Here is a 22,615-nt window from a genome sequence, read left to right as displayed (position 1 = left end):
ATCAGCAATTGGATTCTCTAACTTTGGTAAAATGGTCTAAGATCATCTTTGTTGGCACGGTGATACGAAAACTCTGGAACCAGCTCACTATTTCATCGTGTAGTGCTTTTTCACTTTCTGTTAAATCATCTAGTGTTAATTCTCTTTTTTTAGATGTGGTTTTTCTTTCAATTTCTGACATGAGTCCTTTATTTCGGTCTAATACTAATTTGACTGTCATTCCATTCTACCCCCCGCCTGAACAAGATGTGAGATTGAAATTCCTTCTATTAGGGATTGTAAAACTGTAAAAAGAAGTAGAAATCCTAATTTCAAAATCACAAAACATTATTTCAAAATCACAATACCTTATTTCAAAATCACAATAATTTCACAAATAATTAATTACCAATTATTTACAATTTTAAATTTTTTTCTATTTTGAATAAAAATCAGGCCTGTTAAGCTGCAAAACGGTTGAGAAAATGGAGTAAAAAAAATAAACAGCCCAGTTTGGTCAAAAGTATCGCTTCTGAACAGGGTGTTTTGTACCAAAAACAACCTTCAAAAAAGTTAGATGAAAATATTTTCAAGTAAACAAATATGATAATCCGCAATGTTGTAGGCCGGGCTATAGGAGGTTGTATCGGATGCGGATACTTGTCCACAGACGGCAGTCAAGTGTCCACCGGGCGTTTAATGGCTCCTCCAACAAATTATTATTTGGCTACATGCAAAGAAGCGGATATCCATTTAAAAAGTATGTGTAGAAAGAATACAGCACAAAGCCGATCAAGAATGATTTGGAAACTATGGACAGTATTGTAAACAGTAAACAGACATCAGAGATCAAGCACCCCTATCTCGTAAAATGTGGCATTGCCACTTGAAACGTCATGAATACACATTAAAACTATATTTATTCTTTTTATATTCAAAACAAGTCATTTTATATACTTTAAGCTCAAAAAATATGCTGTAAACTTGGAAAATCAGCTTCCAATTTTTTGTAAATAATTTAAAACAGCTGTTAGGTAGCTCGCTAATCAAGCAGTAATATAGCGGCATTAAATACCAATAAAGTTAATAAGAGCACTTCCTCAACCCAAGTACAGCCTATTCAAACCCACCTCCCATAAAAAAAAATGGAACCCAAATTATTTGACTTAAGACACTTCCTTTTGACCTTCCTGCTGATTGGAAATACCTGCCATTTTACTTTTGGACAATCAGGTCAGCCATTCAAAGACCAACAGCTTGAAGAAAACCTTCAAAAAAACCAATTAAGCGAAGCCGAAAAACTGATCGAAGTCCAACTGGCACAGGAGGATCAATTAAGTTTGGAACAACGCGTCTATTTCTTAAACCGTCTCAGTCAGTTGAGTCTTACAAAGGGTGACTTTAAACAGGCATTAACTGAAGCAAAAAAAGCATCGGAAGCGTTGATGGAAATCCCTGAGTCTAGCTTATGGGGGGAAACAAATAGGGTACTTTGCTTTGCCTATATCCGAAATGGAAAGCTTGACAGTGCATTGATTTTTGCAGAGAAACTTTATGATTTCACCAAAACAAACGGTGACCAAGCTTTGAAAAGGGCCGCACTGCTTGCAATGGGGAATATTTCTCTTCAGAACAAATCCTACCAGAAATCCCTGGAATTCTACACGGATGCACTACAAATAACCGAAAATATCCAAGACAGCATCAATTTGAAGGTAGACTATTACAATGTGGGTTTGGCGCTCTCTCAGCTAAACGAACATCAAAAAAGCAATACCTATCTATTAAAGGCAGCCGAACTGGCCGAAAAAGAGAATTTCTGGGATTTAGCAGCACGGTCATATGGAACAATGGCGGATAATTTCCTTGACCTAAACAACACTGAGTCCCAAGAAACCTATCTCAAAAAAGCCAATGAGATTGCGGCAAAAATCGGGAATACACAATTACTGTCTATGGGCTACTCCAATCTTACAGAAACGGCTTTGAGAAAAGGGGATTTTAAACAAGCGGTTGTGTATGGAAATCAGAGTTTGGAATTCATGGCCAATCGACCCATTATACAGCTACAGGCCAAAGTGGACAGTATGCTATACGTCGCACACAAAAATTTGGGGAATTTCAAAGAAGCCCTTAACAAGCTGGAAGATTATGACCAAAAGCGGCTAAGCATCAGAAACGAAGAACAAAAGGGGCAACTTGATAAACTTACCATTGAGTTTGAAGTAGAAAAAAAGGATCTGCTGATTGCCAATCAGGAAGCTTTGATAGGAGAAGAACGCGCTAAAAACCAAGCCTTCTTGATCGGAATCGCGCTTTTGGGAAGTCTTGCCTTTTTTTCTGTGTATATCAACCTCAAAAATTCAAAAACACGAAAACTTCTCTTCAGAAAAGAAAAAGAACTGGATCAGGTAGTCAAACTAAAAAGCCCCGTCCAAGTTCCTTTGCCAAAGTTTGAAGTAACTGAAGAAGAGGAAACAGGAAAAGGAAGTGAAAATGATTACACCCTCCTTTTCAACGAAATACTGGAATACATCCAAGTCAATAAACTTTATTTGGATCCCAAACTTAACCAACAGACACTTGTCAGCGAATTTGGAACAAATAGAAAATATCTTTACGAAGCCATCAGCCAAAACGGCGATGATAACTTTAGAGGCGTAATCAACCGCTTCAGAATCAATGAAGCCAAAGCGCAAATGGAACAGCAAATCAAAAATGGGGAAACAGTCGATTTTGCTATTTTAGCAGAAAAAGTGGGGTTCAATTCCTACACAACATTTTATCGTGCTTTCAAAAGTTTCACAGGCTTGACACCAGGAGAATTTAGCAAGGAACTGATTCAGGATATTCGGGAAAACAATAGGAAAAACGAATAAAGACTATTGCTTTATTATCAACAAATCACCATATATCCAATCCACATCTTGTCAAAAAGAAAGTCAATACGGAGCTTGTCCGCATAGCATATCCTATGGCCTCTTCTCTTCCAAACCAAACTTCTCTTCCTGACTGCATGGATAAAAGTCAAGAAAGGCATTGGGACCGCAAACCTGTTACAGAAGAGCAATACTGTTGAATTGTCCCTAGGCAATAGGGATCTAATGGCGGATTTGGGCTTAAAAAATCTTCTGATTTATTTGTAAAACAATAAGCCATTTCACATGAAGTGGCTTATTGCTTCTTTTTGACAGTAATCAATATTTCGCCGGCACTCCTTTTCCAGGCAATGATTTTTGAATAAACTGTCTGATGTCTTCATTAGAAGTCGCAAGATCCTCTGCTCTCAGGTACATCATGTGTCCGCTTCTGTATCCTTTGAAGATCAGTCTTTCCTGCATTTTTCCTGCAGGATCCATTTGCCACATGTTGTATTTGGCATTGAAATAATCCGTACCACCATCATAATATCCTGATTGGGTCATGACATGCAAATAAGGATTTTGCAACATCGCCTGCGCCAATTGGTTTCCGGTATTTTCATTGCTTCTGTCCCAAGGATGAACCGGCCCAAAGAGATTGTAAGTCAGGTCTGTATTGTATTTCAAGACATTCTTGGCATAATAATTCATGGCAGGAGAAAAAGCATGGTTCCATGCAGTCAGCGCAGGATCATAATCAAATCTCTCTCCGGCATCTGTTTGATCTATACCTCTGTAACGGCTGTCAAGCCTGCCCACGGTCAATCCTTTGTCTCTCAACAGTTCCTTCCAAAAATAACTTGTAGGTACTGCCAAGGCATGTTGAAGTATGACCTGCTCGCTTAATCCTGAGTAATAAGCCATTTTCTTGGCTACATCTGCCCTCACGGCCGGATCCAATGAACCTCCTTTTGAAATCGCGGGAATCACCACATCCAAGGTGTATTTTTCAACTTCTGCCAGGATACTGTCTAAGTCCCTGTTTTGAAGATCAGCAGAAAGTGCTTTGTGATACCAGGCCGTTGCAGCAAAGTAAGGAAGGTAGTTTGCTTTGGCTACCGGTCCACTCCTATCCAATCCCATGGGAGTTGGTGATACCAAAACAACCCCATTGAAATACATCCAATGCGCATTCTGCAACTCATGGACCAATCCTGCTACCCTGGTAGTTCCATAACTTTCGCCGATCAGGTATTTTGGTGATTGCCAACGGTTTTGTCTTGTCACAAAGGTTTTGACCCAATCAGCAAGGTATTTGATGTCTGAATTGATTCCGAAGAAGGTGGAACGGGGAACTTCCTTGTCCAAAATTCTCGAATAGCCGGTATTTACCGGATCGATATATACAATGTCGGCTACATCGAGGATGGAATGTGGGTTTTGGGTGACACCATACGGTTGAAGCGGATATCCCTCATCGTCAATATTCAGTTTGTAGGGACCTGTATAGGCAAGGTGCATCCATAGTGATCCTGAACCGGGACCTCCGTTAAAAGAAAAAACCAAAGGGCGGGTTGCTTTGTCAGTAATATCCGTTCTTTCATAATAGGTATAAAAAAGAGTGGCAATAGGTTTGCCATCCTCATTCCAAACAGGCATGGTACCTGCTGTAGTTTTGTAAGGAACGCGCTTTCCTTTGATAGTGACCTCACCATTGGTGACCGAAGAGGATTCTATTTTTACTTCTCTGTTTTCTTGTGCAAATACCCAAGAAAAGGTTATTAGCATAAGTGCTGCTGTGATTAAATGTTTTTTCATGATGGTTTTAGGCTATATTCCTTCCCAATATAAGTGAAATCAAAAAACCTTTCTCGGTATTTATATCAAGGGATTTTTGGACAGGATAAGTGGGAATGAGAAGGAAACAAATGTTTGGGGAAAATTTTGAATCCCTTACCTTCGCAGGCAAATAATTTAGCTTTTGGAAAATTTAAATTTGGAAATCCTTTATCAGGATGAATACTTTGTTGCTGTCAACAAACCGGCGGGAATGTTGGTACATCGTACCAATATTGCTTTTGAGGAAAATGTATTGATTGCGGAAAAGCTACTTAGGGAACAAATCGGTCAAAAGGTTTTTCCCCTTCACAGGATTGACCGGCCTACCTCAGGAGTTTTGGTATTTGGATTGTCTTCAGAAGCTGCCTCTCTTGTTCAGCCTTTGTTTCCTACAGACGATGTAAAAAAATATTACCTCACCGTTGTCAGAGGATACATGACTGAAAATCATGGCATTATTGAACATCCCTTGAAAAAAAAGCTTATTGGTGATTTGCAGGAAGCGAAATCTGAGTTTTGGTCCCTTTCCCAAAACGAAATCCCCATTGCCTCTACTTCAAGATATCCTACCAGCCGCTATTCCCTGTTGAAGGTGTACCCCCATACCGGCCGGATGCATCAGATCAGGAGACATTTGGCCCATGACAGGCACTACGTAATCGGCGACAGCACACACGGGGACAATAGACAGAATCATTTTTTTAGAGACACATTTGGTATGACAAACCTTCTTCTCCATGCCTGGCAATTTGAATTCGTCCATCCAATAAGCAAAGAGACGATCAAGCTAGAAGCTGATTTGCCGGGCTATTTCACTGATATCTGCAATATATTGGGGCTCGCAGTTCCTCCAAATAAAGCTCATTACTGACAGGGAGAATAAGACCTCAGGCTGATTTCCTGTTGGTCATCAGAATGATCACCGTAGCAGTCATAAACATAATCAAGCTGTAAATGGCTACAGGAATGGTCATTTCAGAATTTTTGAGCAAAGTTGCTGCTATCATGATTCCCAATGTCCCATTTTGAATACCGGATTCAATGGCGATGGTAATGGCTTGCCTTTTTGACAAAAGAAAAACCCTAGCCAAAAAGAAACCAACTGCCAAGGTCAGCAGGTTCAGCATCAACGTAATTGGCCCGGACTGAATAAAAAATTCCACTAGGTTATCCCTCTCTTTCAATATAGCTGCAATAAGGATCAGGGCAAAAAAAACTGCTGAGGCAATGCGGACAGGTCTGTCAGCTTTTTGGGAAAGTTTGGGGAATTTTTTGTGGAGAAGCATCCCGATAGAAACCGGTACAACTGTCACTCCTGCGATCTGTATGATGGTCTCCATTACAGGCAAGGCAATACTTCCCTCCTCCCCAAAATGGGAAATCGCAAAGTTCACAATAAGCGGAATACTCACAATCGTGACCAACGAACTCACCGCTGTCAGACTGATGGAAAGTGCTGTATCTCCTTTGGACAGGTGGCTTATCAAATTGGAGGTGGCACCTCCCGGACATGCTGCAAGTATCATTACTCCTACCGCCAAAGCGCCCGTGAGACCAAATAGCTGAATCAAGGCATAGCCAAAAATAGGTAAAAGGATCAGTTGGTTAGTCAATCCCAAAATCATCGCTTTTGGGTAAATAAAAATGTTTTTAAAATCTTTTACAGTAAGGGACAATCCCATCCCAAGCATGATAAAGGCCAAAGCCAAAGGTAAAAATACGGCGGTGATGACACTGTCTTGCATGTTATTATAGATTTAAGTTGGTTTTTTGGGTTGACGGGAAAAATATATGCATTTTATACGGATTTTGAGAAAAGGTTTGTCGAAAATGATTTTCGTGGCGTAGAAGTTGAACTCAGTTTTGTCTTATCAGGGTATGTAAAAGAAATTAAAAATGATCGGTGAGGGAAATCTATACCTATGGGTAAACAGATTTTTCGAAAGTTATCAAACAAAAAAGATACTTATCAGGGCACAATACCGGTGTTTCAAATGGGATTTTTTAATTTTTAATGAGAACTTTGAATTCATATTCTTGAAAAAAATTGAAAGATCTATATCTGCCTTTTTACCGATATGTGATTTCTTTCAGCATGGCTTCGTCCGCTATAATTATCGGGATGGACTTCCGGGATTCACAGATGTTAAACGGGGGAAGATAGAAATGATATTTGGCTAATATTGAAAAAGCGGCTAACCATAGATTCAAATTATTACTGTTCAAAACAATCGGGTTGAATGTCCGTTTCGTTAATTGGAAATCAAAAATCCCAATGAAAAAAAGTTATCTCTTTATTTTGATGTTGGGTTTATTCATCAGTTGTACGGAAGATGAAGGATTACCTGTCGGAACCCAACTACTGAGAAACTCTGATCTTGAATCTCCCGATGGGTCTATATCTCCATGGGTTCAGGTTTCCGAACCGGGATTTACGCTTGGTTCTAGCACTCAGGTATACAGATCTTCCAACAAATCCTTATTTATCGCAAACAGTGATAGCCTCAATACAAACTCAGCGACTTGGAGACAATCTTACAGAGGACCTATGCCCGCTAAAGGGAAAAAGTTGGTTTTAAGAGCGCATTTAAAAGGTGAAAATATCGAATTAAAAGGCCCTGAAAGCAATGTTTTCATTTCTATAAGGGCATTTCCTGTAGAAGACAGTCAAGGAAGCACTTTTGGAAGATATGTGACAACACAAAACCAAATAAGGGTTTCAGGGACATTTGATTGGGCTCAATTAAGACTCACCTTACCAAATACCCCTGAAGAAGTGGACAATATTGTGGTTTACCTTGTAATGGGTTCAAGGACTACCGGGAAAATATATTTTGATGACATTACCCTGACAGTAGAATAACTATCGGATACCTTTTTCAGGATATTTTGGGGTCACAGTTCTTCCAAACCCCTTCATTTCTTCAATCTGTTCATCCATATTCCCATTTGGGTAAATTACCGGCCCGATCCCTGCTTCTTTCTTTTTGTAATCAAGATAACCGATCACAATCGGAACATTGGCTCCCAAGGCAATATGGTAAAAACCTGATTTCCACTTTGGCGCATAGCTTCTTGTACCCTCGGGAGTCACCATGATGACAAGTTCTTCAGACTCTTTGAGCATCGTGGTCATCGCCTCTGTGTAAGTCTGCTTTCTTCCTCCCGGAACCCGCTTCCTATCGATGGCTATTCCTCCCAGGGCTTTTATCAACCAGCCCAAAGGTCCAACCATCACTTCTTTTTTGATGGTAAACATCACAGGAATATCCATAAGAAAAAAGGCGGCACGCGCGTATAACAGATCCCAGTTACTGGTATGTGGTATTGCTATCAACACTGCCTTTTTGAGATCTTTGGGCCATCCGATATTCAGTTTCCAGCCACTTACCCAAAAAACTATTCTTGACAAAAACTTCATCATGCTTTTACAGATTTTTTCTTTTTTTGACTCAACTCCAAAATAGTTTCATTCTCATTTATAAATTCAATGGCAGTCTGATAGCCTGCATCGAAGATTTCTTTAGCTTTTTTGATATCAAAAACCCCATATCGGGCAAGCCCAGGTGGTTCAATGAAGTAATCACATTTATTTTTACGGCTGTAGACATTGTAATTCATTGACATGATGACAGATCTTTCTATCAGGCTCTTGATATTTTTGACATTATGATCTACTTGAAGACAGTTACAGTTGACACCAATAATCGCATCGCAAATACCGTCTAATGGCTCAACAGGAAGGTTATTTAAAACACCCCCGTCAACATAATGGTTTTTGCCAATTTCAATGGGATCAAACATCCCCGGTATGCAGGAAGATGCCATCAGCGGTTTGATAAGTTGACCTTCTGAAAAGTATACAACCCTTGCCCTTTTGATGTCTGTAGCCGCCACGGTCAGGGGTATTTTTAGCTTCGCAAAATCATTGTCAGGAAGGTATTTGAGATACAATTCTTCCACAGAATCCATTTTCAAAATCCCCGTCCAGCTGATCGCGGGTCTTAGAAATTTGAAATAATTCGTTTTGACAATGATTTCAAAAATTTCATCAGGAGAATTTCCTGCACAGTACAAAGCGCCTGCAATAGCACCTGCGCTGGTACCGCTAACCCTATTGGGGAAAATATTGTGTTCGTTGAGTCCCTTCAAAACACCCAAATGCGCAACCCCACGGACTCCCCCACCCGACAGGGCAATTCCTATTTTTTTATCAGAGTTCATCGAGAGCGAATGTTTGGTCTAATTTTACGCCTTTTTCAGTCATTTTCACAGTACAACATTCATGAACGGGGTCATGCTCGAGGAAAAGGACATATTCGTTTTTGGCAGCCTCCTCCAAAAAAACTCTTTTCTCTTCCAAAGTCAACAAAGGCCTTGTATCATATCCCATGACATAGGGCAAAGGAATATGGCCCACAGAAGGAAGCAAGTCCGCCACAAAGACAACAGTCCTGCCTTTGTATTGGATTTTGGGAAGCATCTGCTTGTCAGTATGGCCATCTGCGGTCATAAAAGAAAATCCTTCAAACAATTCCTTTTTTTCCAAATCAAGAAATCCCAATTGTCCGCTTTCCTGCATGGGAAGCAGGTTTTCTTTCAGAAAAGAAGCCTTTTCCCTCGCATTGGGGTGGATTGCCCAATTCCAATGAGATTCATTGGTCCAATAGGTCGCTTTGGGAAAAGTCATTTCAATACGATTTGGATCAGCTGGATGGTACCTCGCCCCGCCGCCACAATGGTCAAAATGCAAATGGGTCAGGAAATTATCGGTAATGTCCGCAAAGTCAAAACCTTTAGAACGGATAGATTTCTCCAAGCTGTCAGTACCATGGAGGTAATAATGGGAGAAAAATTTAGCGTCCTGCTTCTCTCCTATGCCATTATCTATCAATACAAGCCTGTTTCCCGCCTCTACCAAAAGACAACGCATGGCCCAAGGACAAAGGTTATTTTCATCTGCCGGATTGGTTTTGGACCAAAGGGTTTTTGGGACCACGCCAAACATAGCTCCTCCGTCAAGTTTGAAAAATCCGGTATTGATGACATGTAATTTCATAACTTCCAGGATATAAAAAATCCCACAAAAAACAGAAAACCATCATCCTTAGGAAGAGAAGTTCAGCTTTATTGTGGGACTCAAATTAGGTATTATTCTTCAACAACTCCCATGGCACAGAATTTTTCAATTCTTTGGTCAATGCGCTTTTCGGGTTTAATTTTATCCAATTCCTTTAAGGCTTCGATAATCGTCGATTTGATGGTTTTGGCCATGGTCTTCATGTCCTTATGGGCACCGCCAAGTGGTTCGGCAATGATACCATCGATCAGGCCATTGTTTTTCATGTCCGGCGCTGTCAGCTTCAATGCTTCCGCGGCTTGTTCCTTGTAATCCCAACTTCTCCACAAAATCGAAGAACAGGATTCCGGAGAAATCACCGAATACCAGGTGTTTTCCAGCATATATACTTTGTCTCCAATCGCAATACCCAATGCACCACCTGAGGCACCTTCACCGATAATGATACAGATGACGGGCACTTTGAGCATAAACATCTCTTTGAGGTTTCTTGCGATAGCTTCTCCCTGACCTCTTTCTTCTGCTTCAAGGCCAGGAAACGCTCCCGGAGTGTCAATCAAGGTGACGATAGGCTTTCCAAATTTTTCGGCCATTTTCATCAGCCTAAGGGCTTTCCTGTATCCTTCCGGATTGGCCATACCAAAATTACGTTCTTGACGCTGCTTGGTATTGCGGCCTTTTTGCTGACCGATAAACATCACCGTCCTACCATCAATATCTCCCAAACCTCCGATCATAGCTTTGTCGTCCTTCACAGTCCGGTCGCCGTGCAATTCTATAAAATCGTTGGTAATCTCATAGATATAATCCAACGAATATGGACGGTCAGCATGACGGGAGAGCTGAACCCGCTGCCACCTGGTCAGGTTTTGGAAAGTTTCTTTTTTCAAAGTCTGAATTTTATCTTCCAATGACTGTATATCAGGAGTCAAATTTATATTCCTTCCTTTGGCCAAATCCTTCATTTCCTGAAGTTTGGACTCCAAATCAGCAATCGGTTTTTCGAATTCTAATAGCATAATTGGTTTTTTTGACTGTGGCAAAGATAAAAAGATTATTGCGAAGAAAAATTATTTGTATTTGAAGATCATTGTTTGTGGGATGATTGAATCATCATGTCAAAAATTTGCTCAGTTTAGAAGAACAAATAAAAAATTATAACTCTGAAATTGAGGTCAGTAAATGAATACTTTAGATTTTTATTGCAGCTTTTTTGCAAAAAACCTCCAAATAACTACCTTTACACCACTCCAAATGAGGAGTGCAAAAAGGAGTGGTAGTTCAGCTGGTTAGAATGCCTGCCTGTCACGCAGGAGGTCGCGGGTTCGAGTCCCGTCCATTCCGCATATTTTATTTGACGAAGACCTTATTGGAGTGGTAGTTCAGCTGGTTAGAATGCTTGTCCCGATACATCGGGAAGGCCTCAGGTTTAATTATCACGTTTAAAAAATTAAAAGTATCACGGAGTGGTAGTTCAGCTGGTTAGAATGCTTGTCCCGATACATCGGGAAGGCCTCAGGTTTAATTATCACGTTTAAAAAATTAAAAGTATCACGGAGTGGTAGTTCAGCTGGTTAGAATGCTTGTCCCGATACATCGGGAAGGCCTCAGGTTTAATTATCACGTTTAAAAAATTAAAAGTATCACGGAGTGGTAGTTCAGCTGGTTAGAATGCCTGCCTGTCACGCAGGAGGTCGCGGGTTCGAGTCCCGTCCATTCCGCAAAAGCCTCAGATTTTATCTGGGGCTTTTTTATTGGATATGTAGCTGTTTAAGGACATTGTTTTATTTCGATTCACAGAAATTTTGTGATGAGGAATAAGATTACAGAAATGAATAATAAAAGTGGGATTACGATTTTGAGAAAATTTAAATTTGGTAAGGAATAATTATTTTCCTTTAAATTTCGTAACCCTGATTTAAAGATTTGGCCTTTAATCAATTTGTAATTTCCATATGCTTTCGAATGGATACCAATCTTTTTCCCATTTTTTAATCGGAAATATATTGTTTCCTCCTCACCTAAAGCACCAATGGTTTTATAAGTCCAAAAACCGACTATTTCGTCAAATTTAAATTTTCGTTTTGAACTGAAAATTGGCTTGATAAAAATTTCACTGTTACCTATTTCTAATGATTTAAATAAATTATTTGAAAGAAATAAAGACAATAAGATTACTGATGTTACAAATAAAAGCACTATAATATACTCTAAATTATAGTCTTCTGAAATAAGTTTAAATATTGCCCCAAGAAAAAGAAATAATTGAAACCCAAATAAAAAGACCAATTCAGGTATTATTTTAAATTTTGATCGAATCATTTAGATTTCACTTAAATACTTCCTAAGCTAGTATAAGGTTGTTTAAGAATCCTATTTCTTCCCCAACTTCACCTGCCAATTCCATGAGTCTCTCATCGAATCTTCGAGGGAATACCTGGCTTCCCAACCCAATACTTTGTTGATTTTGTCAGTGTTGGCCCATACTTTTTCGATATCACCGGTTCGTCTTGGGCCAATCTCATAATTCAATTTTTGACCGCTTACTTTTTCAAAAGTCTGAATGACTTCCAATACGGTATTGCCGTTACCGGTTCCGACATTGAAGATGTCATAAAAATTATCTTTTTGCTCGGACAGGTATTTCAAAGCTTTGACATGCGCATCCGCCAAGTCCATTACATGGATATAATCTCTGACACAGGTACCGTCAGGAGTGTCATAATCATTACCGAAGACGGTGATTTTCTCCCTGATGCCTGCGGCCGTTTGGGTGACAAATGGAATCAGGTTGGCAGGAACTCCGATAGGCAACTCCCCTATCGCCGAACTTGGATGCGCGCCTACCGGATTGAAATACCGCAAGGCCACAATCCTGGACTCCGCACCACTCAATATCAAATCCCTCAGGATATCTTCGCAAATCTTCTTGGTATTGCCATAGGGACTTTCTGCGTCCTGTCTTGGCGTGGCTTCTGTGACCGGCAATTCTTTTGGTTGGCCGTAAACGGTGCAGGACGAGGAGAAAACGAGGTCTTTGACCTTGTATTTTGACATCAATTCCAAAAGAATGATCAGCGAATCGATGTTGTTGGTATAATATTTCAAAGGCAATCTTGTACTCTCCCCCACTGCTTTGGAAGCGGCAAAATGAATCACTCCGGAAAATTCATTTTCCTGAAAGACTTTTTCCATGCCGTTATTATCAAGGCAATCGACTTCATAATATTTTATTTCTCTGCCAAGTATCGATTTGATTCCTTCCAAAGCCGACTTTTCTGAGTTCGAAAAATTGTCAACAATGACAGGTTCATAACCTGAATTGACAAGTGCAACAGCAGTATGCGAACCGATGTATCCGGCCCCTCCGGTGATTAAAATGTTTTTCATGATTGAATTAAAAAGGTGTATAAAAATCTTTTGAAGCGATAAAATTAACTAATCTCCTGAAACTGCCAATCAAAAATTTCGAAAGCCTTCTTCAATCTACTTCAACAAAGTGAAAGAACCTCGCTGCTGCAGGGTTTGTTTTTCGCCTTCAATATTGAAAAAATACGCTATCATATAGGTATAAGTACCGATTGCAGCATCCTGATCTCCGATTTTCCCATCCCATCCTTTTTCTCCTGCATATACTAAACTTCCCCATTTGTCGTATACCCATAGGTTAAACTGGAGGTCACAATTGCTGACACCCTGAAAAAGTCCATCTTTTGGAATGAAACCTGTAGGCATCCTCAGAATGGGAACACCTTCCTCCATTTTTCCAAAAACCTTCTTTTGGCAGCCGTTGGCATCTTCTACAGTTAAACCATATTCTCCTGAAGGAATATCAATGATATTTGGAGCGGTACTGTTTTCCCAATCCCAGAGAAACAAAAACGGTGCAACTCCACCTTGGGGAATAGCCAAAAGGGAACCGTTTGCCAATCCTGAACAAGCAAACTTCTGAATCTGAAAGTCAACGGAAATAGCCTGAGGAGAATCGATGGTCACCTCTAAAAAAAATTCACAACCAATAACATCTTTAACCACCAAGCGGTGTTCCCCTCTTGGAAGTCCAAAAACCTCCAATTGATTTTCATTGGCTACAAAATCAAATCCTTCTACCCTGTATGGCTTTGTTCCGCCTCGAAGCTGAAAATCGACTTTTCCATCTGCCAAGTCAAAACAACTTGCATTTGTGATAGTAGGAGCTCCAATCAATTCAAATGCTTCGGAAGATGAAATTTCAAGGTTCTCAAAGAAAATTTCGCAACCACCCGAGTCTTTTACCAAAACAGAATATGTTCCTATTCCCAATCCTTCTGCCAAATTTCCTTTGAGTAAAGGATCATGTGACCATTCATATGTAAAATCCCCAGTTCCCCCAATTGCCAGGATTTCAATTCTACCCAAATTGGAACCTACACAAATTTCTTCGGTAAAAGCAATCAAACTGGCTTCCATTGGTGGATTGACTTTGACTTTGAGTCTTTTGGATTCCCCGCCGCAGGAAGTATTGATTTCGCTGTATTCTTCAAACCAGATCTCTCCCTGCGAGCCAACTCCCTGCCATTTCACGGTAACTTCGGTAGTATTTTGACCTGAAATGATGGTCCCGCCGGTGACAAACCATTGGTATTTTCGATCAGGAATCAGGTTTTTTACTTTGTACTTGAAATTCTCGCTTTCACCAAAACAAACCTGACTTCTTCCCTCAGGAAGCTCCGGTTCAATAGCAGGATTGATTAATATCCCCATTTCCACAGGTTTGCCAAGACATCCCTGATCTGTCACCGGAATGGCAATAACCTTTGCCTCCGGATCAAAATCACCCCATCGGATTTTTGCGGAATAATTATCCGAGTCAATGATTTCACCACCTGTGACTTCCCAAATTACCTTTCCTGTATTTTGGAAATTCACAAATTCATAAACCGCTTCATCGATCAATGGACAGACATTGTCGGCACCGGTTATTTCTCCGGATGATTCGACCACTTCTACATCAAAAAAAGCCTCTTCAATCTGATCACAGGCACGGTCACCGGTAAAGGCTAATATTTTGATTTGATAAATACCCGGTTCTTCAAACAAATGACCGACTTCCTGCCCTTCCTGCATGTCTGTACCATCTCCAAAGGTCCATTCAAAAATCTCGAATTTTGGGTTTGTAGGAATGATTTTCCATACACCTGTTTCACCCAAACAGGCAACCTTATCCCCTTCTACCTCAAAATCATATTTCACCTCAGTTTCAAAATTCAGGTTGGAAAGGCTTGCGCCTGCTGAATAGCCATAAGATTCTATAAATCCCGAACCGTAGACATAAGCGATTACACCATCAGGATTGGTCATTGTATGTACACCTTCCGATATTTCTACTTGGGCATAGACATATCCTGCATTTCCCGGTACGGGAGAAAATTGATTTCCGACATTGACTCCATCCAAAACTGTCCCACCTTGGGTACCGGCTTTTGCAATGATATTTACATAATGATTGATGATACCTACCACCTTCACGGCAGAAAATGCCACGCTTTTGATCAACTGTGGATTAGGGCTAAGGGTAATCATCGTGGGGTCGCCGTTGCTGGCAAGAGGTCCGTTTTGAATATTGCACCATTGACTTTTGGAAAAAACGGTGACCGCAATGGGTTTTGTAGCAGTAATATTTGCCAATTCTTCTGGACCAAAAACAAAAGTCGAAAACTTTCCGGAATTCAGATTGCCTTGAGAAACTCCGTTAACAAAAATCTGGGTGTTGTTTTCTGATGCCAATACCTTGACCATTTCGCCTGAGGTTCTCCCCTTCAAGGGAACATGTATATATTCCTTTCCCCAAGAAAAAAGCGGATAAGCTTGCTGAAATAGGTGGTCTCCTGTAGTCCCTGCGCAATCGGTACCCACAGAAGTCATTTTATTTCCTCCAAAGACCGCGATGTTTTTACAATCATCCTCCTGACTTCCAATGACCCTTACTCTGGTACCTGTCAAATCCCCTATGGCTTTGATTTGGTAGCTCTCCCCTTTTTTCAAAGTTACATTGATGGGAGCTCCTGCCGGAATAGTATTTACAGTACCTGTTGTGGTGGTGATTTCCACATTGGTTTCATCTTCCACAGCGACAACCAATAGGGTGCTCTCATAATTGATATTGCTTCCTCCCGATACTCCGGGGGCAAATTTTTCGGCATGGGCCGTTACCAAATAGTCTTTTCCCAAGGAAGAAAGAGGCAACACCACGGTTCCGTCAGCACTTCTTTGCCTAAAATTGAAAGCATGGACGGCGACATTACCGTCAGCACTGATGTACACACCAAGGTTTTCTACTTTTCCCGAGGTCCGGTGGATGATGTCCAAACCCTCCTGAGGAAAATCATAAACAAACTGTTCCCCTGATTTTATTGAAAAGGGAATAGAATTATTGACATATTGGATGATACCGTTAGCATCTTCGCTAGCAGAAATAATGATGGAAGCCTGGTCCATCCTATTGGGAACAATTCTGTTGTTCTCCATAAAACCGAGAAAAAACTCCCTCCCTATGGTGGATAGCTGTCCATATACAGGATTGAAGCAGCCAAAAAACAGCATCAAACCCAAAACATAAGAGAATATTTTACCTTGGAACCGCATTCTCAAATAGAATACATTTTATGAGATGTAATTTATCAATAAAATTTTGTGAAAAGGTAGTAGACCCCACTATGGAAGTTCTTTTTGACCAATTTTGTTATAAATGGAATGAAAAAAGTTTTTATGAATAAAAGAATTGGTTCAGAATTTACAATAATATTATTCACCCTGTTATTTATTCTTTGTATGTGTCCATAAATGGTCAAAAAGTAGTTTAGTTTAATTTGATTGAGGGATATTTTATCTTAAGGAAAAAGGTAAGATAAATTAAAATCACCTTAGTAATGTAAAAACACCTTTACTTTCATTTACCGTCAATTTACCATTTACACTTACTTCATACAAAATAAAGTAAGTGTAGGAACCGATCTGTGCGTCTTCTCCGTTAACTTTTCCATCCCATCCAGTATCCCCGGAGTAAACCATATTTCCCCATCTATTAAATATTTTCAACAGAAACGGGGTTTCACAAGTTGAAACCGGGCCATAAAGTCCATCCCTTGGAATGAAACCGGTAGGCATCCTGGAAATTGGCATTTCCTCGACTACTATACCTTTCCCTTCACTGATACATCCCCTGCTGTCTTGAATACTCACATTATACTCTCCTCTTGGCAATCCTGTGAGGGAAGGAGCTTGGGTATTATTATATTCCCATAGATATTTGAAAGGACCTAAACCTCTTGTTTCTCCCACGACCAACTCCCCGGTGGATTGGCCCGGACAGCTTGCCTTTTGTAGCCTCAAGTCCGCGACGGCAGGCATAGGAGATTCCACCACAAATGTCACCGGAATGGTACAGCTATTGGCGTCAGTGACCAAGTAGGAATGCGACCTACCTTCGAGGCCTTCCAGTATTATTTCCCCCATCCTGATATTGGCTGAGGGAAGGTCTATGGTGTAAGGCCCCACGCCTCCTTTGACAAGGATATTGGCAATACCGTCAGGCCTGCCAAAACATGATGTTGCTTCTGTATTTAAACTTACCAATTCGAGCAACTCAGGCTGCGAAATTTCTATATTTTCGATTAGGACAAAACAACCAAAGGAGTCTGTAATTTTTACTGAATAATTTCCAATTGGCAAGTTTCCGGCTTCGGGGGCATTTATTGAAGAAGAATGCGACCAAGAATATGTATAGGGCGCTTTACCTCCATTTATGAGAAGTTGTATTTTTCCATTTGATTCCCCAAAGCAAAGCACATCTTCTGCCAAAGAAACCGAGGCTTCAAGTAGAGGATTGACCACCACTTCGATTATTGGAGAAGTTCCCTCACAAAAATCATCAAAAAGACTAAACTCTCGATACCAAATTTTTCCTGTGATTCCCGGATTTATCCATCTGACTTGAACGATACCACCTTTATTTCCATTTTCAAATTCCCCACCTTCTATAAACCATTCATAACCTCTGTTGGGGTACTCTGATTCGACCTTGTATTCATCTATCCGCCCGGGGTCAAAACAAATTTCTTTCAGCCCTTCAGGAGGACCTGCTTCTATCAAGGGATTGATGATGACCCCGAATACAATTTCTTCACCGGGACAACCTTCGGAAGTATAAGGCAAAGCAATGATTTTGGCATTCGGATTGGCTGCACCCCACCTGACAGTAGCGAGTTGCATTTGTTCATTGATATCGATTATCTCACCACCTTCGGCACGCCATTCTATTTTGGAAAAATCCATATTGGAGACCAACCCATAAGTGATTTCTTCTACGTTTGGACAGGCTTTGGCCAGACCTTTTATCTCTCCTTCAGTTTTGATTACAGTGACATTAAATTTGACTTCCTGTTGTTCATCGCAGGAATTTTCACTGATTGCAGCTATTACTTTTATTTCATATTCCCCTATTTCGGTGTAAGTATGTGGGACTACTTTTCCAACGACGGGGTCAGAACCATCTCCAAAATCCCAAACAAAATAAGTGAACAGTTCATTTTCAGGATTTATTTCCCAAAATCCTTCTTTGTTGAAACAGGCAACCTTATCTCCGAGTACCTCAATGTCATAATTACTTTTCGTCTCAAAATTAAGGTTGTCGAGATTGGCCCCTACAGCAAATCCATAAGATTCTATATATCCAAAGCCATACACATAACCGATCAGCCCTTCAGGATTGGTCAGGTTATGCGCTCCTTGAAAAATTGAAATTCTAGCATAGGAATAATCCGCACTTCCTGGAATCGGTGCAAATTGATTTCCTATATTATTTCCATCTAGTCTTGTTTGGTCCTTTGAAGCTGTTTTGACAATTATATTGACATAATGACTTGTAATGGAAGGGAGTTGTAGGGCATTAAAAGTAATCGTTTTGAGCAATTGCTGATTGGGACTATAGGTAATCATAAAAGGGTCTCCGTCATTGAAAAGCGCTTTGGCCGGATCATTGCACGCTTGGCTTTTGGCAAAAACAGTCACCGAGGCAGGTTTGTCGGTACGGATGCTCGCAAGCTGATCAGCAGCAAAATTGAGGGAAAGAAACTTACCTGCGTTGATATTGCCTCTAAATAAACCATCGATAAAAACAGCGGTATTGTCTTCAGAAGCGAGTACTTTGACCAACTCTCCTGAAGATCTTCCTGCGAGGGGAACATGAAAAAATTCAGTCCCCCAAGTATTTACGGGGTAAGCTTGTTGGAAAAGGTTGTCGTTTGCCTGACCACAATCACCGACACTTGTCCATTTATTTCCTCCAAAAACAGCCAGATTTTTACATTCTTCTACATTTTCTCCTACCACCCGGATTCTAGTGCCTGTCAAATCTCCTCTAGCTTTGATTTGGTAGCTTTGTCCTCTATTGAGCGTTATTAAAAAAGGGATTAAAGGAGCATTGCCAGTCAAGGTCCATACTGAGGGTGTGATTTCTATCCTAGTATCATTCTCTACACCTACAACCAATAATGTACTTTCATTATTCTGATTAGCTTCATAATTGACCGTGGTAGTCATTACTTCAAAATGTGAAGTGATATAATAATCTTTTCCCAACGTGGTAATAGGTAAAATCACCGTACCATCGGCGGATCGGAATCTTTCATTGAAAGCGTAAACCGATACATTCCCAGTCGAAATTATGTAAACACCTTTGGACTCTACCATCCCTGATGTCCTGTGCAGGATATCAAAATCATTTATTCGGTGGAAAAACTGCTGACCGGTAGCCAATGAAAATGAATATGATCTACCCGCATACTCTAAAACACCTTCCGCGGGTTCACTGGCTGTAATCACCACAATGCCCATATCGGGAGCATCAGGAGGAATTCCGTTGTTTTCCATAAACCCAAACCAAAATTCTTTACCTAGGGTAGTCACTTGTGAGTAGGCATCAAAAGTTCCGATATGTAGCACCACTGCTAACATTAAAAAGAAGACTGGATGTTTTGTTACTCGCATGACTCGGAATTTCAGGTCAAAATATAAAATAATCTTTTGGGTAATAAAATTATTTTTTGAACGAAATGCAATTTTCTTTTTATAACATGTCAAAATTCTTTAATCAAACTGATATGCACTCATTTTAAAATAATTTTTTTTATAAAAAATATTGGTTGAAGCCAAACGGCATGTTTGGGCAGAAAGAAAAATTAATGGAAATAAAATATTCATTAAATGCTTGCTTGAAGTTTTGAAAAGAAAAAAAATTCAGACAACTTTTGTCCCTGTGTTTGTACCAATTAATAAATTAATTATTTTGGTAAAATAAACCTGACACAACTATGGAAAATTTTAATGAAATGGACACTTTATTGAAAGTCTTTTGGTATTTGGCTATCCCCTCTTCTTTGATTTTTTTGATCCAGACCATCATGACATTTATCGGTGCTGATGCCACAGACGGCCTTGAGGCCGATTTTGACAGCAACCTAGAGGGTGCTGAGGGCCCTTTCCAGTTTTTCTCATTCCGGAACCTCATCCACTTTCTCCTTGGATTTGGATGGACAGGGATTTCGTTTTATGGAATTATAGAAAATAAAACCTTACTGATCGGGGTTTCTTTGATCGTAGGGATTGGATTCGTAGCAATGTTTTTCTTCATTATTTCCCAAATCAGAAAACTTGCGGAAGACAACACATTTAAAATCAAAGAGACCCTTGGAAAAACCGGAGAGGTTTATCTGACAATTCCTGAAAGAAAATCCGGTATCGGAAAAGTCCAAATCAGTATCAAGGGTTCATTTAGGGAATTGAGGGCCATCACAGAATTTGAAAGCCTCAAATCGGGGACATTGGTAAAAATTAAATCAATCGATTCTGATAATATTCTTATTGTAGAAAAACTTTAACATTCAACTTATACATGGAAACAATATATATTTTAATTGCAGCAGTCGCAGTAATTTTTGTCTCGATCACAGCCTTGGTATCAAGGTATAAAAGATGTCCTTCAGACAAAATATTAGTAGTATATGGCCGGACAGGAGGCACCTCAGCCAAATGTATTCATGGTGGCGGTGCATTTATTTGGCCTGTTATCCAGGATTATGCATATCTCGACCTTAAACCTATTTCTATCGAAGCCAACCTTACCAATGCGCTGAGCCGTCAAAATATCCGCGTAGACGTTCCCTGCCGGTTTACCATTGCCATATCCACTGATACCGACAGCATGGGAAATGCCGCCGAGAGATTGTTGGGTTTATCTCCGGATCAGATTCAGGAATTGTCAAAAGACATTTTATTCGGTCAGTTAAGATTGGTAATTGCAACGATGACTATTGAGGAAATCAATTCAGATCGGGATAAATTCTTGGACAACATTTCTAAAAATGTCGATACTGAATTAAAAAAAATAGGCCTCAAGCTGATCAACGTCAACGTGACCGATATAAAAGATGAGTCAGGTTACATTGAGGCTTTGGGCAAGGAAGCTGCCGCAAAAGCAATCAATGAAGCTAAAATTTCTGTTGCTGAGCAAGAAAAAATCGGTGAAACAGGAAAAGCAATGGCCGACCGTGAGCGGGATGTACAGATTGCTGAAACCCACCGTGACAGAGATGTGAAAATTGCCATCACCAATAAATCAAGAGAAGTAAGTATAGCGGAAGCATTCAAAGATGAATCCATCGGAAAAGCAGAAGCAGAGAGAGATACCCGGGTCAAAACCTCTGAGGCCAATGCCTTGGCTGTCAAAGGAGAAAACGAGGCAAGAATATCTATAGCCCAGTCAGATGCTATCAGGAGAGAACGGGAAGCAGAAGCCTCAAGGACTGCCCTTGCCGCAGAAAAAGTCCAACAAGCCCGAGCATTGGAGGAATCCTATCTTGCTGAGCAAAAAGCTGAGACAGCAAGGTCTGAAAGGGAAAGATCCACACAGATTGCCAACGTGGTGATACCATCGGAAATAGCAAAACAAAAAGCCATCATCGAAGCCCAGGCTGAGGCGGAGAGAATAAGAGAACAGGCAAAAGGTGAGGCAGATGCTATTTTTGCCAAAATGGATGCTGAAGCGAGGGGTCTGTATGAAATCTTAACCAAGCAGGCAGAAGGGTATAAACAAGTGGTGGAAGCCGCAGGTGGTGACCCAAATAAGGCATTCCAACTCTTATTGATCGAGAAATTACCTGAACTTGTCAAAACCCAAGTTGATGCAGTCAAAAATATCAAAATCGATAAAATCACTGTTTGGGATTCAGGGGCAAATGGGGATGGTGGAAATGGTTCTACTGCCAATTTTGTCTCAGGTTTGATGAAAAGTGTCCCACCATTAAACGATTTGTTCAATATGGCAGGTTTAAATCTTCCCACTTACCTTAAAGGTCCTGAGGAAACCCAAGAAAATTCTGAAACCAAGGATTAATTAAAACCAAAGCTTTCGGAAGTTTGAAAAAATATCTTCCGAAAGTTCTCTTTTCGCAAATGTATATGAATCGAAGATTTTGTTTAACTCTTGATTTAAACAACGACCCACAACTCATTGAGCAATATGAGCTTTATCATCAATCTGTAAACCCAGAAATCCTCCAAAGTTTTACGGATGCAGGCATCATTTCTATGGAATTATACCGATGGGAAAATAGGTTATTTATGATAATGGAGGTAGATTCAAGTTTTTCATTTGAAAGAAAGGCTGAGCTTGATGCCAATAATCCAAAAGTGCAGGAATGGGAGAATTTGATGTCAAAATACCAACAAAAACTCCCCGGAAGTATGGATGGAGAGAAATGGCAATTGATGAAAAAAATATTTGAGAGTTGAAAATTAATTATTTTCCCTATTTTTGGTT

The 22,615-nt window shown here is 40.2% G+C and carries 17 protein-coding genes and 2 tRNA genes; 8 read left to right on the top strand and 11 right to left on the bottom strand.

The window, feature by feature from the left end; genetic code table 11:
- Position 1 precedes the first annotated feature (1 nt).
- Entirely contained in the window at positions 2–181 is a 180-nt protein-coding gene (locus MMU07_RS05100; protein ID WP_241124758.1) for a hypothetical protein, read from the bottom strand.
- Between the two features lie 943 nt (positions 182–1,124).
- Here MMU07_RS05100 and MMU07_RS05095 point away from each other — a divergent pair.
- Positions 1,125–2,858 carry a helix-turn-helix domain-containing protein gene (locus tag MMU07_RS05095; protein ID WP_241124757.1) on the top strand — a complete coding sequence of 578 codons (1,734 nt, stop codon included), beginning with the start codon at positions 1,125–1,127 and terminating at the stop codon, positions 2,856–2,858.
- Positions 2,859–3,176: 318 nt separating this feature from the next.
- Here the strand turns inward: MMU07_RS05095 and MMU07_RS05090 are convergent, their stop codons facing one another.
- A complete protein-coding gene (locus MMU07_RS05090) occupies positions 3,177–4,658 on the bottom strand; it encodes a S10 family peptidase (protein WP_241124756.1) in 1,482 nt (493 codons plus the stop codon).
- 163 nt (positions 4,659–4,821) lie between these two features.
- Here MMU07_RS05090 and MMU07_RS05085 point away from each other — a divergent pair, with 163 nt between their 5' ends.
- On the top strand, positions 4,822–5,550 hold the full coding sequence (locus MMU07_RS05085; RefSeq protein WP_241124755.1) for a pseudouridine synthase: 729 nt from the start codon (positions 4,822–4,824) through the stop codon (positions 5,548–5,550).
- A 16-nt stretch (positions 5,551–5,566) separates the two neighbouring features.
- Here the strand turns inward: MMU07_RS05085 and MMU07_RS05080 are convergent, their stop codons facing one another.
- Positions 5,567–6,424 carry a bile acid:sodium symporter family protein gene (locus MMU07_RS05080; RefSeq protein WP_241124754.1) on the bottom strand — a complete coding sequence of 286 codons (858 nt, stop codon included), beginning with the start codon at positions 6,422–6,424 and terminating at the stop codon, positions 5,567–5,569.
- Positions 6,425–6,954: 530 nt separating this feature from the next.
- Between MMU07_RS05080 and MMU07_RS05075 the strand changes: the two genes are divergently transcribed.
- Positions 6,955–7,542 carry a hypothetical protein gene (locus MMU07_RS05075; RefSeq protein WP_241124753.1) on the top strand — a complete coding sequence of 196 codons (588 nt, stop codon included), beginning with the start codon at positions 6,955–6,957 and terminating at the stop codon, positions 7,540–7,542.
- Here MMU07_RS05075 and MMU07_RS05070 read toward each other — a convergent pair whose 3' ends face one another.
- The 4 genes from MMU07_RS05070 to MMU07_RS05055 form a co-directional block, all read right to left on the bottom strand.
- Complete coding sequence (locus MMU07_RS05070; protein WP_241124752.1) at positions 7,543–8,103, bottom strand: 1-acyl-sn-glycerol-3-phosphate acyltransferase; 561 nt, start codon at positions 8,101–8,103, stop codon at positions 7,543–7,545.
- Positions 8,100–8,903 carry a patatin-like phospholipase family protein gene (locus MMU07_RS05065; RefSeq protein ID WP_241124751.1) on the bottom strand — a complete coding sequence of 268 codons (804 nt, stop codon included), beginning with the start codon at positions 8,901–8,903 and terminating at the stop codon, positions 8,100–8,102. The genes MMU07_RS05070 and MMU07_RS05065 overlap by 4 nt, the downstream gene beginning before the upstream one ends.
- Complete coding sequence (locus tag MMU07_RS05060; RefSeq protein WP_241124750.1) at positions 8,893–9,738, bottom strand: MBL fold metallo-hydrolase; 846 nt, start codon at positions 9,736–9,738, stop codon at positions 8,893–8,895. Before MMU07_RS05060 ends, MMU07_RS05065 begins: the two co-directional genes overlap by 11 nt.
- 92 nt (positions 9,739–9,830) lie before the next feature.
- On the bottom strand, positions 9,831–10,778 hold the full coding sequence (locus tag MMU07_RS05055; RefSeq protein ID WP_241124749.1) for an acetyl-CoA carboxylase carboxyltransferase subunit alpha: 948 nt from the start codon (positions 10,776–10,778) through the stop codon (positions 9,831–9,833).
- A 251-nt stretch (positions 10,779–11,029) separates the two neighbouring features.
- On the opposite strand from MMU07_RS05055, the gene MMU07_RS05050 reads away from it, so the two are divergent.
- Together MMU07_RS05050 and MMU07_RS05045 are read left to right on the top strand one after the other, a co-directional pair.
- Positions 11,030–11,103, top strand: a tRNA-Asp gene (locus MMU07_RS05050).
- A gap of 303 nt (positions 11,104–11,406) precedes the next feature.
- Positions 11,407–11,480: transfer RNA gene (locus MMU07_RS05045), tRNA-Asp, on the top strand.
- 73 nt (positions 11,481–11,553) lie between these two features.
- Here the strand turns inward: MMU07_RS05045 and MMU07_RS05040 are convergent.
- The 4 genes from MMU07_RS05040 to MMU07_RS05025 all read right to left on the bottom strand — a co-directional run bounded on the left by MMU07_RS05040 (position 11,554) and on the right by MMU07_RS05025 (position 19,785).
- Positions 11,554–12,081, bottom strand: a complete 528-nt coding sequence (locus MMU07_RS05040; protein ID WP_241124748.1) for a hypothetical protein — start codon at positions 12,079–12,081, stop codon at positions 11,554–11,556.
- A gap of 51 nt (positions 12,082–12,132) precedes the next feature.
- Positions 12,133–13,149, bottom strand: a complete 1,017-nt coding sequence (gene galE, locus MMU07_RS05035) for a UDP-glucose 4-epimerase GalE (protein ID WP_241124747.1) — start codon at positions 13,147–13,149, stop codon at positions 12,133–12,135.
- A 96-nt stretch (positions 13,150–13,245) separates the two neighbouring features.
- Positions 13,246–16,383, bottom strand: coding sequence for a PKD domain-containing protein (locus tag MMU07_RS05030; RefSeq protein WP_241124746.1), 3,138 nt, complete (start codon positions 16,381–16,383; stop codon positions 13,246–13,248).
- Positions 16,384–16,656: 273 nt separating this feature from the next.
- On the bottom strand, positions 16,657–19,785 hold the full coding sequence (locus tag MMU07_RS05025) for a PKD domain-containing protein (RefSeq protein WP_241124745.1): 3,129 nt from the start codon (positions 19,783–19,785) through the stop codon (positions 16,657–16,659).
- A gap of 323 nt (positions 19,786–20,108) precedes the next feature.
- On the opposite strand from MMU07_RS05025, the gene MMU07_RS05020 reads away from it, so the two are divergent.
- From MMU07_RS05020 to MMU07_RS05010, 3 genes are all read left to right on the top strand, one after another.
- A complete protein-coding gene (locus tag MMU07_RS05020; RefSeq protein WP_241124744.1) occupies positions 20,109–20,675 on the top strand; it encodes a serine protease in 567 nt (188 codons plus the stop codon).
- 14 nt (positions 20,676–20,689) lie between these two features.
- The gene (locus MMU07_RS05015) at positions 20,690–22,189 is read left to right on the top strand and encodes a flotillin family protein (protein ID WP_241124743.1); all 1,500 of its coding nucleotides are present in this window, start codon (positions 20,690–20,692) and stop codon (positions 22,187–22,189) included.
- A gap of 65 nt (positions 22,190–22,254) precedes the next feature.
- Complete coding sequence (locus tag MMU07_RS05010) at positions 22,255–22,587, top strand: L-rhamnose mutarotase (protein WP_241124742.1); 333 nt, start codon at positions 22,255–22,257, stop codon at positions 22,585–22,587.
- Positions 22,588–22,615 lie beyond the last annotated feature (28 nt).

This window comes from Cognataquiflexum nitidum (assembly GCF_022538055.1).
GTDB classification, from domain to species: domain Bacteria; phylum Bacteroidota; class Bacteroidia; order Cytophagales; family Cyclobacteriaceae; genus Cognataquiflexum; species Cognataquiflexum nitidum.
The sequence above is the reverse complement of the archived record's forward strand: the minus strand, read 5'-3'. Positions and strand labels throughout refer to the sequence as shown.

Excerpts from the sequence above, each read along its gene's own strand:
- MMU07_RS05100 (WP_241124758.1), bottom strand. The coding sequence starts at position 181 with ATGTCAGAAATTGAAAGAAAAACCACATCTAAAAAAAGAGAATTAACA.
- MMU07_RS05095 (WP_241124757.1), top strand. The coding sequence starts at position 1,125 with ATGGAACCCAAATTATTTGACTTAAGACACTTCCTTTTGACCTTCCTG.
- MMU07_RS05090 (WP_241124756.1), bottom strand. The coding sequence starts at position 4,658 with ATGAAAAAACATTTAATCACAGCAGCACTTATGCTAATAACCTTTTCT.
- MMU07_RS05080 (WP_241124754.1), bottom strand. The coding sequence starts at position 6,424 with ATGCAAGACAGTGTCATCACCGCCGTATTTTTACCTTTGGCTTTGGCC.
- MMU07_RS05075 (WP_241124753.1), top strand. The coding sequence starts at position 6,955 with ATGAAAAAAAGTTATCTCTTTATTTTGATGTTGGGTTTATTCATCAGT.
- MMU07_RS05070 (WP_241124752.1), bottom strand. The coding sequence starts at position 8,103 with ATGATGAAGTTTTTGTCAAGAATAGTTTTTTGGGTAAGTGGCTGGAAA.
- MMU07_RS05065 (WP_241124751.1), bottom strand. The coding sequence starts at position 8,903 with ATGAACTCTGATAAAAAAATAGGAATTGCCCTGTCGGGTGGGGGAGTC.
- MMU07_RS05060 (WP_241124750.1), bottom strand. The coding sequence starts at position 9,738 with ATGAAATTACATGTCATCAATACCGGATTTTTCAAACTTGACGGAGGA.
- MMU07_RS05055 (WP_241124749.1), bottom strand. The coding sequence starts at position 10,778 with ATGCTATTAGAATTCGAAAAACCGATTGCTGATTTGGAGTCCAAACTT.
- MMU07_RS05040 (WP_241124748.1), bottom strand. The coding sequence starts at position 12,081 with ATGATTCGATCAAAATTTAAAATAATACCTGAATTGGTCTTTTTATTT.
- galE (WP_241124747.1), bottom strand. The coding sequence starts at position 13,149 with ATGAAAAACATTTTAATCACCGGAGGGGCCGGATACATCGGTTCGCAT.
- MMU07_RS05030 (WP_241124746.1), bottom strand. The coding sequence starts at position 16,383 with ATGCGGTTCCAAGGTAAAATATTCTCTTATGTTTTGGGTTTGATGCTG.
- MMU07_RS05025 (WP_241124745.1), bottom strand. The coding sequence starts at position 19,785 with ATGCGAGTAACAAAACATCCAGTCTTCTTTTTAATGTTAGCAGTGGTG.
- MMU07_RS05020 (WP_241124744.1), top strand. The coding sequence starts at position 20,109 with ATGGAAAATTTTAATGAAATGGACACTTTATTGAAAGTCTTTTGGTAT.
- MMU07_RS05015 (WP_241124743.1), top strand. The coding sequence starts at position 20,690 with ATGGAAACAATATATATTTTAATTGCAGCAGTCGCAGTAATTTTTGTC.
- MMU07_RS05010 (WP_241124742.1), top strand. The coding sequence starts at position 22,255 with ATGAATCGAAGATTTTGTTTAACTCTTGATTTAAACAACGACCCACAA.